The organism is Microbacterium sp. NPDC055502 (genome assembly GCF_053643635.1).
Window position 1 is genome coordinate 180,038 of sequence record NZ_JBSHKJ010000002.1, and the last position, 15,046, is coordinate 195,083.

Consider the following 15,046-nt stretch of genomic DNA (forward strand, 5'->3'; position numbering starts at 1 on the left):
GTACCGTGGAGGCATGGAGTTCTCAGGCGCGCAGCCCACCGTCGATCTGACCTATTCGGACGTCTTCCTGGTGCCGCGCCGGTCGGGCGTCACCAGTCGGCTCCAGGTGGATCTGGCCCCGCACGACGGCACCCCGGCGACCCTGCCGCTGGTGGCCGCGAACATGAACTCGGTCACCGGGCCCCGCCTCGCCGCGGTGCTCGCCCGGCGCGGTGCGCTCGGCGTGCTGCCGCAGGACCTCCCGCTGCAGGAGCTCGACGCGGCGATCCGCGATGTGAAGAGCCAGCCCGTGCTGTGGGACACGCCGATCGTGCTGCCCCCGCACGCCACGGTGGCCGAGGCGCTGCGACTGCTGCCGGCCACCAGCGGTCACGGGATCGTGGTCGCCCAGGGGTCCGGCCCGATCGACGTGGAGCGGATCCTCGGCATCCTGCCGGCGACCCGCCTCGCGACCGCCCTCCCCGACGCGCAGCTGGGCGACCTTGTCCACCGCGGCAGCCCGTCGATCGACGCCGACGACATCGGCTCGGAGCGGCACGCGTTCGACGTGATCACCGAGGCGGACGTCGACATGGTCACCGTGGTCCACCACGGGCACCTCGTCGGCACGCTGAGCGCCCGCAGCGCCCTCCGCGCCACGCTGTACCGCCCCGCCGTCGACGCGGACGGACGACTCGCGGTGGCCGCGGCGGTCGGCATCAACGGCGACGTCGCCGCGAAGGCCCGCGCGCTCGCCGGTGCCGGGGTGGACGTGCTGGTGCTCGACACCGCCCACGGCCACCAGGAGGGCATGCTCCGCGCACTGCGCACGGTGGCCGAGCTCGGCCTCGGCCTCCCGATCGTCGCGGGCAACATCGTCACGGCCGACGGCGTGCGCGACCTCGTCGATGCGGGGGCCACGATCCTCAAGGTCGGCGTCGGCCCCGGCGCGATGTGCACGACGCGCATGATGACCGCCGTGGGGCGCCCGCAGTTCTCGGCGGTGCTGGAGACGGCGCAGGCCGCCCGCGAGGCCGGAGCGCACGTGTGGGCGGACGGGGGAGTGCGCTACCCGCGCGACGTCGCTCTCGCACTGGCGGCCGGCGCGGCCTCGGCGATGATCGGCTCGTGGTTCGCCGGCACGATCGAGGCGCCGGGCGAGCTGCAGCGCGACGCGGAGGGCCGCCTGTTCAAGGAGTCGTGGGGGATGGCGTCGACCAAGGCCGTGCAGGCGCGGTTCGAGCGCCTCGACGCATACGAGCGCGCCCGCAAGGAGCTGTTCGCCGAGGGCATCTCCTCCTCGAAGATCTACCTCGACCCGCTGCGGCCGGGTGTGGAGGACCTGCTCGACATGATCACGTCCGGCGTGCGGTCGTCGTTCACGTACGCGGGTGCCGCGACCGTGCCGGAGTTCCACGAGCGCGCGCTGGTCGGCCTGCAGTCCGCGGCCGGCTACGAGGAGGGCAAGGCGCTGCCGGTGAGCTGGTAGCACGGGCGCGGTCATGGCGGCGTTCTGTAGAATCGAGCGCACTATGGACGACCCCCCCAGTTGCCGAACATCGCCCCACCGTCCCGAACTCTCCGCGGAGAGGAATAGCTGATGGATTTCATCATGTTGGGCGTGGGGCTCCTGCTCACGGTCGGCACCGGCCTCTTCGTCGCGAGCGAGTTCGCCCTGGTCAATCTCGACCGGGCCGAACTGGAGGCGCGACAGGCCCGGGGCGAATCCCGGCTCTCGCTCACGATCAGCGCTCTCAAGCACACCTCGACGCACCTGTCGTCCGCGCAGCTCGGCATCACGCTGACCACGCTGCTCACCGGTTACACGATGGAGCCGGCGCTGTCGAACCTGCTGCGCCCGACGCTCGTCGCCTGGAGCATCCCGGAAGCCGCGGTCGCCCCGATCGCGACCGTCGTGGCGATGTTCGTGGCCACGGTGCTGTCGATGATCCTGGGTGAACTGGTCCCGAAGAACTTCGCGCTCGCGCTGCCCCTGGCGACCGCGAAGCTCGTGATCCCGTTCCAGACCGCGTTCACGGCCGTGTTCAAGCCCGCGATCGTGGTGCTCAACGGCAGCGCGAACGGCGTGCTGCGAGGCATGGGCATCGAGCCCAAGGAGGAGCTGTCCGGGGCGAGGAGCGCGGAGGAGCTGTCGTCTCTGGTGCGCCGCTCCGCGAGCGCCGGGCTGCTGGAGGCCGACACGGCGACGCTGCTCGACCGCACCCTGACGTTCTCGCGCCTCACGGCCGCCGACGTGATGACGGCCCGTCCGAGCATGCACGCGATCGCCGCGGGCGACTCGGTCGACGACGTGATCCAGCTCGCGCGCCGCACGGGCCACAGCCGCTTCCCGGTGTTCGACGAGGACCTCGACGACATCACCGGCGTCGTGCACCTGAAGGCCGCGATCGCCGTCCCGCGGGAGCGGCGGGCCGAGGTGCCCGTCGGCGCCCTGGCGACCGAGCCGCTGCGCGTGCCGGAGACCGCCCACGTCGACGCGCTGATCTCCGACCTCCGCGGCCGCGGCTACCAGCTGGCCGTCGTGGTCGACGAGTACGGCGGCACGGCGGGCATCGTGACCCTGGAGGACCTGGTGGAGGAGCTCGTGGGCGAGGTGTCCGACGAGCACGACCGCACGCGGGCCGGCATCATCCGCAACCGCGACGGCATCACGTTCCCCGGCGAGCTGCGCCCCGATGAGCTACGCAGCCGTGCGGGCGTCGACGTGCCGGAGGGCGACGTGTACGACACCGTGGGCGGCTACGTCATGAGCGTGCTGGAGCGCGTGCCGGTCGTGGGCGACGAGGTGCCGCTGGAGAGCGGCACGCTGCACGTCGTCCGGATGGACGGCCGCCGGGTGGACCGGGTGCGCTACGTGCCCAGACCGGACTCCCTCGAGGCCGAGGAGGTGTCGCGATGAGCGATTGGGTCGGCCTCGCCTGGCTGGTCGTGCTGCTGGCGGCGAACGCGTTCTTCGTCGGCGCGGAGTTCGCGGTCATCTCCGCGCGGCGCTCGCAGATCGAGCCGCGCGCCGAGCGCGGGTCCCGGGCCGCGAAGACGGCGCTGTACGCGATGGAGCACGCCACGCTCATGCTCGCGACCTCGCAGTTGGGCATCACGATCTGCTCCCTGCTGATCCTGAACGTGTCGGAGCCGGCGATCCACCACCTGCTCGCGGTGCCGATGCACGCGCTGGGCTGGGCCGACGGCGCGGTCGACGTGGTCTCGTTCGTGATCGCGCTGCTCGTCGTCTCGTTCCTGCACGTGGTGTTCGGCGAGATGGTGCCGAAGAACCTGGCGTTCTCGGTGCCCGACCGCGCGGTGCTGATCCTCGCGTCGCCGCTGGTGTGGATCTCGAAGGTGTTCATGCCGGTGATCTGGCTGCTCAACGCGGCAGCCAACGGCGTGCTGCGGCTGTTCCGCGTCGAGCCGAAGAACGAGGCGGCCTCGACCTTCACGCTCGACGAGGTGGCCACGATCGTGAGCCAGTCCCGTCGCGAGGGCGTGCTGATGGACACCGCGGGCACCGTGACCGCCGCCGTCGAGTTCACCGACAAGAAGGCGCGCGACGTGGCGGTGCCGCTGGGCGACCTCGTGACGCTGCCGCAGACCACGACGCCGGACGACATCGAGAAGGCCGTGGCCCGCTACGGGTTCTCGCGCTACGTGATCGTCGACGACGAGGACACCCCGATCGGGTACGTGCACCTGAAGGACATCCTGCGCGCCTCGGAGGGGCCGGACGCGGACACGAAGGTGCACGAGCCGATCCCGGGCAAGCGGATCCACCACATGGTCCCCGTGCAGGAGGACACCGACCTGGAGGACGCGCTCGCCGTGATGCGACGCGCCGGCCGTCATCTGGCGAAGGTGCGCGACTCGGCGGGCGAGACGACGGCGGTGCTGTTCCTGGAGGACATCCTGGAGGAGCTCGTCGGTGAGGTGCAGGACGCGACGCGGCGCGTGCGCGGGCACTGACACCACAGCCGTCCAGCGCGAAGGCCGCCGTTCCCGATGGGGCGGCGGCCTTCGTCGTCGAGAGGCGGTTCAGCGCCAGCGGGCGCGCTCGTACTGCGGCGGCCACGCGACCTCGGCACCGAGCTCGTGCGCCGCACGCAGCGCGAAGTGCGGGTCGCGCAGCCACTCCCGACCGGCGAAGATCGCATCCGCCGCGCCGTCGGCCAGCACCTGCTCGGCCTGTGCGGCGGCGGTGATGAGGCCGACCGCCGACACCGGGATGCGGCCGCCCTGGCGCACGGTCTCCGCGAGCGGCACCTGGTAGCCGGGCGACACGGCGATGCGCTGGTGCGCGACGAGCCCGCCGCTGGACACATCGATCAGGTCGGCGCCGTGCTCGGTCGCCCACGCCCCGACCACTGCGGCCTCGTCGGGCGTGAACCCGCCCTCGGCGTGGTCGGTCGCCGAGATCCGCACGAACACCGGGACGTCGTCGCCGGCGGTCGCGCGCACGGCGTCGAGCACCCGCAGCAGCAGCCGGGCACGGTTGTGGAGCGAGCCGCCGTACTCGTCGTCGCGGTGGTTCGACAGCGGTGACAGGAACTGGTGCAGCAGGTAGCCGTGCGCGCCGTGCAGCTCCAGCACGTCGAAGCCGGCGTCGAGCGCGCGCCGCGCCGACGTGGCGAACGCCTCGACCACGCGGTCGATGCCCGCCGCGTCGAGGGCGACCGGATCCGCGAACCCGTCGAAGGCCACGGCGGACGGAGCCACGGTGGTCCAGCCGCCCTCGGTCGCGGGCACGGAGCCGCGCTCGGGCGCCCACGGCCACCATGTCGACGCCTTGCGACCCGCGTGCGCGAGCTGGATGCCGGCGAGCGAGCCCCGGTCGTGGATCGCCCGGACGACGGGGGCGAGGGCGTCGCGCTGCTCGTCGGTCCACAGCCCGAGGTCGCGCGGCGAGATGCGACCCTCCGGCACCACGGCGGTGGCCTCGGCGACGATCAGCCCGGCGCCGCCCGAGGCGAACTGCGCCAGGTGGGCGTGGTGCCACTCCTGCGCGACGCCGTCGAGGGCGCTGTACATGCACATCGGGGAGACCCACAGGCGGTTGCGGAACGTGGTCGAGCGGATGGTCAACGGGGAGAAGAGGAGGCTCACGGTTCGACGCTACCGGGGCTCGGGAGGCGGCGGGGCCGCCCGCTAACGTGGAGGCATGAGCGAAGCGCGCGAGTGGTCACGCGTCGACACGGCCCGGTTCGTCCGCGCCGCGACGCGCGACGACGACAAGTACTCGCGCGGCGTGGTGGCCCTGCGCACCGGTTCGCCCGCGTACCCCGGGGCCGCCGTGCTCGGGGTCGAGGCCGCGTGGCGCGCCGGGGCGGGCTTCGTGCGGTATGCGGGAGAGCAGCGCGTGATCGACGCCGTGCTCGCCCGCCGCCCGGAGACCGTGGGCGGGCCCGACACCGGGCGCACCCGGGTCGGAGCGTGGGTCATCGGCTCCGGCACCGACCCCGAGGAGCGGACGGACGCCGAGGCGCGGGCGCTGCGCGAGATCGTGTCGGGCAGGGCCCCGGTCGTGATCGACGCCGGCGCACTCGACCTGGCGTCCGGCGCGACCGCGCCGTTCGTGGTGACCCCGCACGCGGGGGAGTTCGCCCGGCTTCGGGAGCGCCTCGGTCTCGTCGACGCGGATCAGGACACGGCGGCCGAGGTACGACGGATGGCCGCGGAGCTGCACGGCGTCGTGCTGCGCAAGGGGGCCCGCACGCTGATCGCGGGACCCGACGGCCCGGTGATCGCCGTGGACGCGGGCACCGGGTGGCTCGCGACCGCGGGCACGGGCGATGTGCTGGCCGGCGTGCTCGGGGCCGTGATCGCGGCCAACCCCGGTGCTCCGCTCGCCGAGGTGGCCGCGGCCGGCACCTGGCTGCACGGGCACGCCGCGCGCATCGCCGCGGGGGTGGGTGGGGGCGGCACGGGCCACCCGATCGTCGCGCTGGACGTGGCGGAGGCGCTGCCCCTCGCGATCGCGGACGTCCTGTCGTGACCCGGCGCGTGCCCGCCCGGACGATCGCGCTGTGGGCCGCGTTCCTCCTGGTGCATCTGCTCACCGCGCTCGCGGGGTGGATCTACCCGAGCCAGCCGATGGGCGACGTCGTGCTGGTGTACGAGCCCTGGTCGTCGGCGGCGCTCGGCGGCGGCCCGGTCGTGGGCGTCACCGAACCGTGGGTGTACCCCCAGCTCGCGCTGCTGCCGATGCTGCTCACCGGGCTCCTGGCCACCCCGCTCGTGCCCCTGCTCGGCGTCTCGTCCGCGTACCTCGTGGCCTGGGCGGTGCTGGTGGGCGTGCTCGACGCTGTCGCGTTCGCCGTGCTGGTCGGGCGTCGTCCGGGCCGGGCGCGCACGGCCGCGGCGTGGTTCTGGTGCGCCGCGCTCCTGCTGCTCGGACCCATCGCGCTGTACCGGATCGACGCGGTCACCGTGCCGATCGCGGTCGTCGCCGGCCTGTGGCTGCTGTCGCGGCCCGCGCTCGCCGCTGCCCTCCTGACGGTCGGCGCGTGGATCAAGATCTGGCCGGGCGCGCTGCTGCTCGCGGCGGTGGTGGCCGGGCGCCGGCGGTGGCGGCAGCTCGTGGCGGCGCTGGTGGTCACGGCCGTCGTGCTCGGGGGGCTCGTGCTGCTCGGTGCCCGGTCCGAGATCCTCGGGTTCCTCACCGCGCAGACCGGTCGCGGCCTGCAGATCGAGGCGGTCGCGGCGACGCCGTTCCTGTGGCTCGCGGTGGCCGGTGCCGCCCGCATCGAGTACAGCTTCGACATCCTCACGTTCCAGATCACCGCGCCGGGCGTCGATGCGGTCGCCGCGGTCCTCACGCCGCTGATGGCCGTGGCGGTCGTCGCGGTCACCGCCCTCGGGGCGGTCAAGGCCACGCGCGGTGCGGTGTTCGGCCGGTTGTTCCCGCCGCTCGCGCTCGCGCTCGTGACGGTGCTGATCGTCGGCAACAAGGTGGGGTCGCCGCAGTTCCAGACCTGGCTTCTCGCGCCCGTGATCCTCTGGATCGTGTGGGACAGGGCGCGCGCGACGGTGCCCGCCGTGCTGGTGCTGGCGCTGTGCCTGGTCACCTGCCTGATCTACCCGCTCACCTACGACGCGCTGCTGCGGGCCGAGCCCGTGCCCGTGCTGCTGCTCACGCTGCGCAACGTGCTGCTCATCGTCCTGACCGTCGTGAGCTTGCGCGCCGTCCTGCGTGTTCCCGCCGTCCGTCCCCCTCGAATCAAGGAGTGAACCCATGCTGATCGCCTTCTCCGTCGCCCCCAGCGGCACACCGGCCGACGGTGCCGTCGACCGCTCCGACGCCTCCGTCCACGACGCGGTGGCCGCCGCCGTGCGCGTGGTGCGGGCCTCCGGACTCCCGCACCGCACGACGAGCATGTTCACCGAGATCGAGGGCCCCGACTGGGACAGCGTGATGGACGTGGTCAAGCGTGCGACCGAGGCGGTCATGCCGTTCGGCTCCCGCGTGTCCCTCGTGCTCAAGGCCGACATCCGTCCGGGGTACTCGGGCGAGCTCGACGCGAAGGTCGAGCGCCTGGAGGCGGCGATCGACGAGGGCGACGCCCGCTAAGCTGAACCGGTGAATCCCTCGACCGCATCGAGGGGTGCGGCGAAGAGGGCGCTCCTCTCTCTCGCCATCGGCAGCTTCGGCATCGGCATGACCGAATTCGTCGTGATGGGGCTGCTCCCGAACATCGCCGCCGACCTGCTGCCGTCCGTCTGGGCGACCAGCCAGGAGGAGGCGCTGAGCCAGGCCGGCTGGCTGATCTCGCTCTACGCGCTCGGCGTGGTGATCGGCGCGCCGACGATCGCGGGTTTCGTCGCCCGGTTCCCGCGCCACCGCGTGATGATCGTGCTGGCGCTCGCGCTCGCCGTGTTCAACGCGCTGACCGTCGTGCTGCCCACGTTCGAGCTGGTCGGTGCATCGCGGTTCCTGGCGGGCCTGCCGCACGGCGCCTACTTCGGGATCGGCGCGCTCGTGGCCGCCGAGGTGATGGGGCCGGGCAACCGCGCGAAGGGCGTCGCCTTCATCCTCACCGGGCTCACGGTGGCGAACGTCGTGGGGGTGCCGCTGGGCACGTTCCTCGGGCAGCAGTGGGGCTGGCGTGCCGCGTTCGCCGTCGTCGCGCTGGTGTTCGCCCTCGCCACGCTCTGCATCGCCCTGTTCGTACCGGCGCACCCGGGCGACCCCGGTCGCACGATGCGCGCGGAGCTCGGGGTGTTCCGCATCGGACAGGTGTGGTTCACGCTCGGCGTCGGCGCGATCGGCTTCGGCGGCTTCTTCGCCGTCTACAGCTACATCGCGCCGCTGGTCACCGAGGTCGCGGGGTCACCCGAGTGGGCGGTGCCGATCGTGCTGGTGCTGATGGGGCTGGGTATGACCGCGGGCAACCTGGTCGGCGGGCACCTCGCCGACATCGACCTCCGGCGCACGCTGCTGGGTGGCCTGGCCGCGATGGGCGTCGTGTTCGCGCTGCTGGCGGTGCTGTCGTTCTGGATCGTGAGCCTCGGCCTGCTGGTGGTGCTGGTCGGCTTTGTCTCGTCCGTGCTCAGCCCCACCATCCAGACGCGGCTCATGGACGTCGCGGGCGACAACCAGTCGATCGCCGCGGCCATGAACCACTCCGCGCTGAACGTCGGCAACAGCCTCGGCGCGTTCCTGGGCGGCGTCGTGATCGCACTCGGCTGGGGCTTCACCGCTCCCGCGTGGACCGGCGCCGCGCTCGCGGTCGCCGGACTGCTCATCGCGCTGCTGTCGTACGGGGTGGAGGCGCGTCGCGCCCCAGCGGTCGTCGTACTCGCGTCGTAGAGTGACGGGGTGACGATCCCCGACGACGAGCTGCCGCTGGCGGGGACGGCCGTGCTGCTGCGACCCGCCGACGAGGGCTTCCGCGTGCTGCTGCTGCGGCGACCGGAGCGCGGCTCGTTCGCCGGAGCCTGGGTGTTCCCCGGCGGCAAGGTCGAGCAGGGCGACCGCCGCGACGGCGCCGAGCGCGTGGACGATGCGCGGCGGGCGGCGGTGCGCGAGACCGCGGAGGAGGTGGGCCTCGCGATCGACGGGCTCGTGCCCCTGTCGGAGTGGCGGCCGCCCGCGGAGGCTCCCGTCCGCATCCGCACCTGGTTCTTCCTCGCCGAGGCCCCGCGGGCCGAGGCCGTGCCGTCCGAGGCGGAGGTCGCGGAACTCGCCTGGGCCACCCCGGCGGAGGCCCTCGCCCGACACGCGTCGGGGGAGTGGACGCTGTTCCCGCCCACCTGGGTCACGCTGCACCGGCTGTCGATGCACGACCGGGCCTCCGCGGCGCTCGCGTCGGCCGGGGCGGCGGAGCTGTTCCAGACGCGTGTGCTCGACGGCGGGCGGGCCTTCGCGTGGGAGCAGGGCACGCTGCACGCCGCGGCACGTCCGTGGAGCTTCGCCCCGGCGTGAGCTCAGGCGTCGAGGAGGCGTCGCAGCTGCGTGCCGACCGCGTCGGTCTCGATCAGGAAGCCGTCGTGGCCGAAGTCGCTCGCCAGCACCACCGCGTCGTCGTCGAGCACGGTGGGGATGCTGCGGGCGATACGCTGCTGGCCGTCGACGGGGAACAGCCGGTCGCTGTCGATGCCGAGCACGAGGGTCGTGGCCGTCACCGCGCGCAGCGCCTCCTCCACACCACCGCGACCGCGCCCCACGTCGTGAGAGTTCATGGCCTCGACCAGGGTGATGTAGCTGTTGGCGTCGAACCGGCGCGTGAACTTGTTGCCGTGGAAGTCGAGGTACGACTCCACCGCGAAGCGTCCGCCGTGCCCGAGCGGTGACACGTCGGACTGCCACGACCGCTGGAACCGCTGGTTGAGCTCGATCGGGCTGCGGTAGTTCAGCAGGGCCATGCGCCGGGCGAGGGCGAGGCCGCGGTGGGGGCCGTCGCCGTCGGAGAGGTCGTAGTACTCGCCGCCCTGGAAGCGCGGATCCATGCGGATGGTCTCGAGCTGCACCGTGTTCAGGGCGATCTGGTCGGCCGTCGTCACCGGTGGCGAGGACAGCACGGCGAGCCGCTCGACGCGGGCGGGATGGGTGACCGCCCACTCCAGCGCGTGCATGCCGCCCATCGAGCCGCCGATCACCGCCGCCCAGGTGTCGATGCCGAGCGCGTCGGCCAGGCGCACCTGCGCGGCCACCTGATCGCGGATCGTGAGGTAGGGGAAGCGCGACGCCCACTCGTAGCCGTCGGGGGCGATGCTCGCCGGTCCGGTCGAGCCCTGGCAGCCGCCGAGCATGTTCGGCGCGATCACGAACCACCGGTCGGTGTCGAGCGCCGCGCCCGGCCCGACGATGTCCTCCCACCAGCCGACCGTGGGGTGTCCGGCTCCTGCCTCGCCGCGCACGTGGCTGTCGCCGGTGAGGGCGTGGAGCACGAGCACGGCGTTGTCCCGTGCGGCGTTCAGCTCGCCCCAGGTCTCGTACGCCAGCCGGATGCCGGGGAGCTCGGCCCCGCTCTCGGTGCGGAACGACCCGAAGGCGGCGAAGCGGCGCCCGCCCACGGGGTCTCCGTCGCGCCATGCGCCGGTCGCGGGCGGTCGGGCACGGAGCAGACGGACGTCGGCCTCCGTCACGGGTGCCGACGGCACCGTGTCCTCGGAGGTCGTCTGCCAGTCCATCCCCCCATTCTCGCCTGGCGGGCGACGCTCCGGCGGCAGGTTACGCGGCGGGGACGACGGATGCCCCGGACCGCGTGGTCCGGGGCATCCGTGCGAGACGGTCCGCTCAGGCGCGGGCGGCCTCCGAGACGGCGCGCGCGGCGGCGAGGGCCTGGTCGAGGTCGGCCTTCAGGTCGTCGATGTTCTCGAGCCCCACCGACAGACGCACGAGGCCCGGCGTGACACCCGCCGTGAGCTGCTGCTCGGGCGTGAGCTGCGCGTGCGTCGTGGAGGCGGGGTGGATGACGAGCGAGCGCACGTCGCCGATGTTGGCGAGGTGGCTGAACAGCGACAGGCTGTTGACGAACTCGCGACCGGCCTCCACGCCGCCCTTGAGCTCGAACGACAGCACCGCGCCGACGCCCTTCGGCGCGTACTCGTTCGCCTTGGCGTACCACGGCGAGGAGGGCAGACCCGAGTAGTTGACCGACGCGACGTCGTCGCGGCCGTCCAGCCACTCGGCGATCTCCTGGGCGTTCTGCACGTGGCGCTCGATGCGCAGCGACAGGGTCTCCACGCCCTGGATGAGGTTCCAGGCGCTCTGCGGCGAGATGGAGGAGCCGAGGTCGCGCAGCAGCTGCACGCGGGCTTTGATGATGTAGGCGAGCGCGTCGCCGACCGCGGCCGTGTAGCTGGCGCCGTGGTACGAGGGGTCGGGCTCGGTGAGGCCGGGGAACTTCTCGACGTTCTCCGACCACGCGAAACGGCCGCCGTCGATCACGACGCCGCCGATGGTCGTGCCGTGGCCGCCGAGGAACTTGGTGATCGAGTGGACGACGATGTCGGCGCCGTGCTCGAACGGGCGGATGAGGTAGGGCGTCGCGATCGTGTTGTCGACGATCAGCGGGACGCCGTTCTCGTGCGCGATGTCGGCGACCGTGCGGATGTCGAGCACGTTGATCTGCGGGTTGCCGATGGTCTCGGCGAAGAACAGCTTGGTGTTCGGGCGGACGGCGCGGCGCCACTCCTCGGGGTCGTCCTGGTTCTCGACGAACGTGACCTCGATGCCGAGCTTGGCGAGCGTGTACTTGAAGAGGTTATAGGTGCCGCCGTAGATCGAGCTGGAGGCGACGAAGTGGTCGCCGGCCTGGGCGATGTTGAGGATCGCGAAGGTCGAGGCGGCCTGGCCGCTGGACAGGACGAGGGCGCCGGTGCCCCCTTCGAGGGCCGCGAGGCGCTGCTCGAGCACATCCTGGGTCGGGTTCTGGATGCGGGTGTAGATGTTGCCGAACTCGGCCAGCGCGAACAGGTTCGCGGCGTGGTCGGCGTTGTCGAACACGTACGACGTGGTCTGGTAGATCGGCGTCGCACGCGCCTTCGTGACCGGGTCGGGTGCGGCGCCCGAGTGGATCTGCTTGGTCTCGAAACGCCAGGTCTCGGGTGCGGACATGTATTCCCCCTGGAACGGTCGGAAGTCGGATGGCTGGTGCCCTTGCAGCGAGAGTACGGAACTTCCCCCGCTGTCAACAGCGGCCGGGAAATGTGACGTAACACAGCGCTCCTCACCTCGAGCGGACGACGCAGGTCTTCCGCTCGGCCGCCGTGCCGGTTACCGTACGTGCCAGGCGCGGCCGACGGGCCCGCGGACAGGAGACCCCATGACTGTCGACGATCTCGGTGCGGGCGCTCACGATGACGAACCCCGGGGCCTGCCCCGCCGGACCGTGCTGGCGGGCGCGGTCTGGTCCGTGCCGGTGATCGCGCTCGTGACCGCCGCGCCGGCCGCGGCGGCGTCGGCCGAAGGGCTGGGCCGATTCGTGATCGAGACCATGCAGGGCGGCACCTGGGTGGACCCGCAGTACTACGGCGCATCGATCCAGCTGCGCAACGACGACACGCAGGCGGCCACGATCCCGGTGGCGGACATCACCAGCGGCACGGTCACCGTCACCATGAATCGAGCCGACGTCGGCGCGCTGCAACCGGTCGTCATCGCGAACGCCGGCGGGTCGAGCCCGTCCGTTCCCGCGCTCCCGGCGACCGACCCGACCTGGACCGCGGGGGGCGTGACCGACAACGGCGACGGCACCGTGACGTACACGCTGGCGTACGTGGGCAGCGTCGCGGGGCAGGGGGTCACCCACGTCACGTTCGGCATCCTCGGTCCGACGCCGCTGAACTCGGGTATCCCCGTGACGGTCACCTCGACCGGGAGCCCCAGCGACGGCACCGTGCACACGCGCACCGCCACGCTGTTCTGACGTTCGCGGCACCACGGCGATCGTCGCTCGGGAATCGGGTGAGGACATCGTACGGTGGAGGGCATGGCGAACAGACGTGCAGTGGTGACAGGGGCGAGTTCCGGGATCGGCGCGGCGACGGTGCGCGCGCTGCGGGGGCGGGGATGGGACGTGGTCGGCGTCGCCCGCCGGGAGGACCGCTTGCGGGCCCTGGCCGCGGAGACCGGGGCCTCGGTGATCGCGTGCGACCTGACCGACGGTGCCGCCGTGTCGGCCCTGGTCGGAGAGCTCGAGCGTTCGGGTCCGCTGCACGCGCTGGTGCAGGTCGCCGGGGGCGCGCGCGGGACGGACCGCGTGGAGGATGCCGCGATCGACGACTGGCAGTGGATGTTCGACGCGAACGTGCTGGCCACGCAGCGCCTGGTCGCGGGGCTCCTGCCCCTCCTGCGCGCGACGGCCGAGGTGGACGGGCACGCCGACACGGTGTTCGTGACCTCGACCGCCGCGCAGACGGCGTATCCGGGCGGGGCGGGGTACAACGCGGCGAAGGCGGCCGAGGGCATGCTGGTGCGGGCCCTGCGCCAGGAGCTCAACGGCGAGCCCATCCGGGTCGTGGAGGTCGCACCGGGGATGGTGCACACGGAGGAGTTCACGCTCAACCGTCTCGGTGGCGACGCGGTCGCGGCGGAGGCGGTGTACGCCGGGGTCGAGGCGCCGCTCCTGGCCGACGACGTCGCCGATGTGATCGCCTACGCGCTGGGGGCTCCCGCACACGTCAATCTCGACCTGATCACGATGCGCCCGGTGGCGCAGTCCGCCCAGCACCTGCTCGCGCGGGGTCCGCTGCGCGTGCGGACCGCGGAGTGATGGCGGGCCGCGGCCTCGCCGAGCTCGCGCGCGACGGACTGATCGATCCGGGCTGGGCGGAGGCTCTGGGTCCCGCGCAGGAGCGGATCACCGCGCTCGGCGAGCGGCTCCGTGCGGAACAGGCGGCCGGTCGCGGCTACCTTCCCGCGGGCGAGAACGTGCTGCGGGCGTTCCAGCGGCCGCTGTCGGAGGTGCGGGTGCTCATCACGGGGCAGGACCCGTACCCCACGCCGGGGCATCCGATCGGGCTGTCGTTCGCGGTGGACCGCCACGTGCGACCGCTGCCGCGGAGTCTGACGAACATCTACAAGGAGCGCGAGAGCGACCTCGGTCTCCCGCCCGCGCCGCACGGCGACCTCACGGCGTGGAGCGACCAGGGCGTGCTGCTGCTCAACCGGGTGCTCACCGTGCAGCCGGGCGCGGCGGGCTCGCACCGCCGCTGGGGCTGGGAGGAGGTGACAGAGCTCGCGATCCGTGCGCTCGTCGCCCGGGACCAGCCGCTCGTCGCCGTGCTGTGGGGCAGGGACGCCGCGAACCTCCGTCCGCTGCTCGGCGACACGCCGGTGATCGAATCCGCGCACCCGTCGCCGCTCTCGGCGAGCCGCGGCTTCTTCGGTTCGCGGCCCTTCTCCCGCGCCAACGCGCTGCTGGCGGAGGCGGGCGGCGACCCGGTGGACTGGCGGGTGGAGGGCGAGGCGGAGGCCTCCCTAAGCTGAGCGCATGCAGTTCGAGCCGGGGGACCGTCGCCGGGTGCTGCCGCGCCATCTGCGACCGGCACCGGCTCCCGAGGTCTTCGCGTACGCCATCCGGCCCGCGCGTCCCGCCGACCTCCCTCACGTGCGCGAGATCTACAACCACTTCGTGAGCAACTCGGCGGTCACGCTCGACGAGCGCCGCAGCACGATCCCGTCCTGGCGGGAGAAGTATGCGCTGCTCGACCGTCTCGGGCTCCCGTTCCTGGTGGCGGTGTCGCCATCGGGGGCCGTGCTGGGCTACGCGGTGGCGCAGCCGTGGGCGGGCAAGAACGCGTACCGCTACACGGTCGAGGACTCGATCTACCTCGGCCCGGGGGCGGGCGGGAAGGGGCTGGGGTCGGCGCTCCTGCAGGCGCTCATCGAGGCGTGCGAGCAGCGCGGCATCCGCGAGATGGTCGCGGTGATCAGCGACCGCGGGGCCGAGGCGTCGATCCGGTTGCACGAGAAGCTCGGATTCGTCGAGGCGGGGCGGATGGGACGCGTCGGACACAAGTTCGGCCGCGACCTCGGCACCGTGTATCTGCGCCGGGCGCTGCGCCCGTCCCGTCCGCGTCGCGGCGCGCTGTTCGGCCGCTCCCGCTGAGC

15 protein-coding genes are annotated in these 15,046 nt (G+C 72.8%); 12 read left to right on the forward strand and 3 right to left on the reverse strand.

The window, feature by feature from the left end:
- Positions 1 to 13 precede the first annotated feature (13 nt).
- From guaB1 to ACWH95_RS11855, 3 genes are all read left to right on the forward strand, one after another.
- Positions 14 to 1,468: a GMP reductase gene (gene guaB1, locus ACWH95_RS11845; RefSeq protein WP_454120701.1), complete on the forward strand. Its 1,455-nt coding sequence runs from the start codon at positions 14 to 16 to the stop codon at positions 1,466 to 1,468.
- Positions 1,469 to 1,579: 111 nt separating this feature from the next.
- Positions 1,580 to 2,899, forward strand: a complete 1,320-nt coding sequence (locus ACWH95_RS11850) for a hemolysin family protein (RefSeq protein WP_136030868.1) — start codon at positions 1,580 to 1,582, stop codon at positions 2,897 to 2,899.
- On the forward strand, positions 2,896 to 3,957 hold the full coding sequence (locus ACWH95_RS11855; RefSeq protein WP_136035230.1) for a hemolysin family protein: 1,062 nt from the start codon (positions 2,896 to 2,898) through the stop codon (positions 3,955 to 3,957). Before ACWH95_RS11850 ends, ACWH95_RS11855 begins: the two co-directional genes overlap by 4 nt.
- A 69-nt stretch (positions 3,958 to 4,026) precedes the next feature.
- Here ACWH95_RS11855 and ACWH95_RS11860 read toward each other — a convergent pair whose 3' ends face one another.
- Positions 4,027 to 5,094 (reverse strand): NADH:flavin oxidoreductase/NADH oxidase, encoded by a 1,068-nt coding sequence (locus ACWH95_RS11860; RefSeq protein WP_206251452.1) that lies wholly within the window; start codon positions 5,092 to 5,094, stop codon positions 4,027 to 4,029.
- Positions 5,095 to 5,149: 55 nt separating this feature from the next.
- Between ACWH95_RS11860 and ACWH95_RS11865 the strand changes: the two genes are divergently transcribed.
- Genes ACWH95_RS11865 through ACWH95_RS11885 form a run of 5 tightly spaced genes read left to right on the forward strand, consistent with a single transcriptional unit; the run spans position 5,150 to position 9,412 of the window.
- The gene (locus tag ACWH95_RS11865; protein ID WP_206251451.1) at positions 5,150 to 5,983 is read left to right on the forward strand and encodes an NAD(P)H-hydrate dehydratase; all 834 of its coding nucleotides are present in this window, start codon (positions 5,150 to 5,152) and stop codon (positions 5,981 to 5,983) included.
- Positions 5,980 to 7,218 carry a glycosyltransferase 87 family protein gene (locus ACWH95_RS11870; RefSeq protein ID WP_206251450.1) on the forward strand — a complete coding sequence of 413 codons (1,239 nt, stop codon included), beginning with the start codon at positions 5,980 to 5,982 and terminating at the stop codon, positions 7,216 to 7,218. Before ACWH95_RS11865 ends, ACWH95_RS11870 begins: the two co-directional genes overlap by 4 nt.
- A 4-nt stretch (positions 7,219 to 7,222) precedes the next feature.
- Entirely contained in the window at positions 7,223 to 7,558 is a 336-nt protein-coding gene (locus tag ACWH95_RS11875; protein ID WP_454120702.1) for a thiamine-binding protein, read from the forward strand.
- A gap of 9 nt (positions 7,559 to 7,567) precedes the next feature.
- The gene (locus ACWH95_RS11880) at positions 7,568 to 8,797 is read left to right on the forward strand and encodes an MFS transporter (protein WP_206251449.1); all 1,230 of its coding nucleotides are present in this window, start codon (positions 7,568 to 7,570) and stop codon (positions 8,795 to 8,797) included.
- 9 nt (positions 8,798 to 8,806) lie between these two features.
- Positions 8,807 to 9,412: an NUDIX hydrolase gene (locus ACWH95_RS11885; protein ID WP_454120703.1), complete on the forward strand. Its 606-nt coding sequence runs from the start codon at positions 8,807 to 8,809 to the stop codon at positions 9,410 to 9,412.
- Positions 9,413 to 9,414: 2 nt separating this feature from the next.
- Here the strand turns inward: ACWH95_RS11885 and metX are convergent, their stop codons facing one another.
- Together metX and ACWH95_RS11895 are read right to left on the reverse strand one after the other, a co-directional pair.
- A complete protein-coding gene (gene metX, locus ACWH95_RS11890) occupies positions 9,415 to 10,620 on the reverse strand; it encodes a homoserine O-acetyltransferase MetX (RefSeq protein ID WP_454120704.1) in 1,206 nt (401 codons plus the stop codon).
- A gap of 106 nt (positions 10,621 to 10,726) precedes the next feature.
- Complete coding sequence (locus ACWH95_RS11895) at positions 10,727 to 12,049, reverse strand: bifunctional o-acetylhomoserine/o-acetylserine sulfhydrylase (RefSeq protein ID WP_136036875.1); 1,323 nt, start codon at positions 12,047 to 12,049, stop codon at positions 10,727 to 10,729.
- 208 nt (positions 12,050 to 12,257) lie between these two features.
- On the opposite strand from ACWH95_RS11895, the gene ACWH95_RS11900 reads away from it, so the two are divergent.
- The 4 genes from ACWH95_RS11900 (at position 12,258) to ACWH95_RS11915 (ending at position 15,044) form a co-directional block, all read left to right on the forward strand.
- Complete coding sequence (locus tag ACWH95_RS11900; protein WP_136036874.1) at positions 12,258 to 12,860, forward strand: hypothetical protein; 603 nt, start codon at positions 12,258 to 12,260, stop codon at positions 12,858 to 12,860.
- Between the two features lie 63 nt (positions 12,861 to 12,923).
- On the forward strand, positions 12,924 to 13,706 hold the full coding sequence (locus ACWH95_RS11905) for an SDR family oxidoreductase (RefSeq protein WP_168442850.1): 783 nt from the start codon (positions 12,924 to 12,926) through the stop codon (positions 13,704 to 13,706).
- Positions 13,706 to 14,422 carry a uracil-DNA glycosylase gene (locus tag ACWH95_RS11910; RefSeq protein ID WP_454120705.1) on the forward strand — a complete coding sequence of 239 codons (717 nt, stop codon included), beginning with the start codon at positions 13,706 to 13,708 and terminating at the stop codon, positions 14,420 to 14,422. The genes ACWH95_RS11905 and ACWH95_RS11910 overlap by 1 nt, the downstream gene beginning before the upstream one ends.
- Before the next feature lie 4 nt (positions 14,423 to 14,426).
- Entirely contained in the window at positions 14,427 to 15,044 is a 618-nt protein-coding gene (locus ACWH95_RS11915) for a GNAT family N-acetyltransferase (protein WP_136036873.1), read from the forward strand.
- The last annotated feature ends 2 nt before the right edge of the window (positions 15,045 to 15,046 follow it).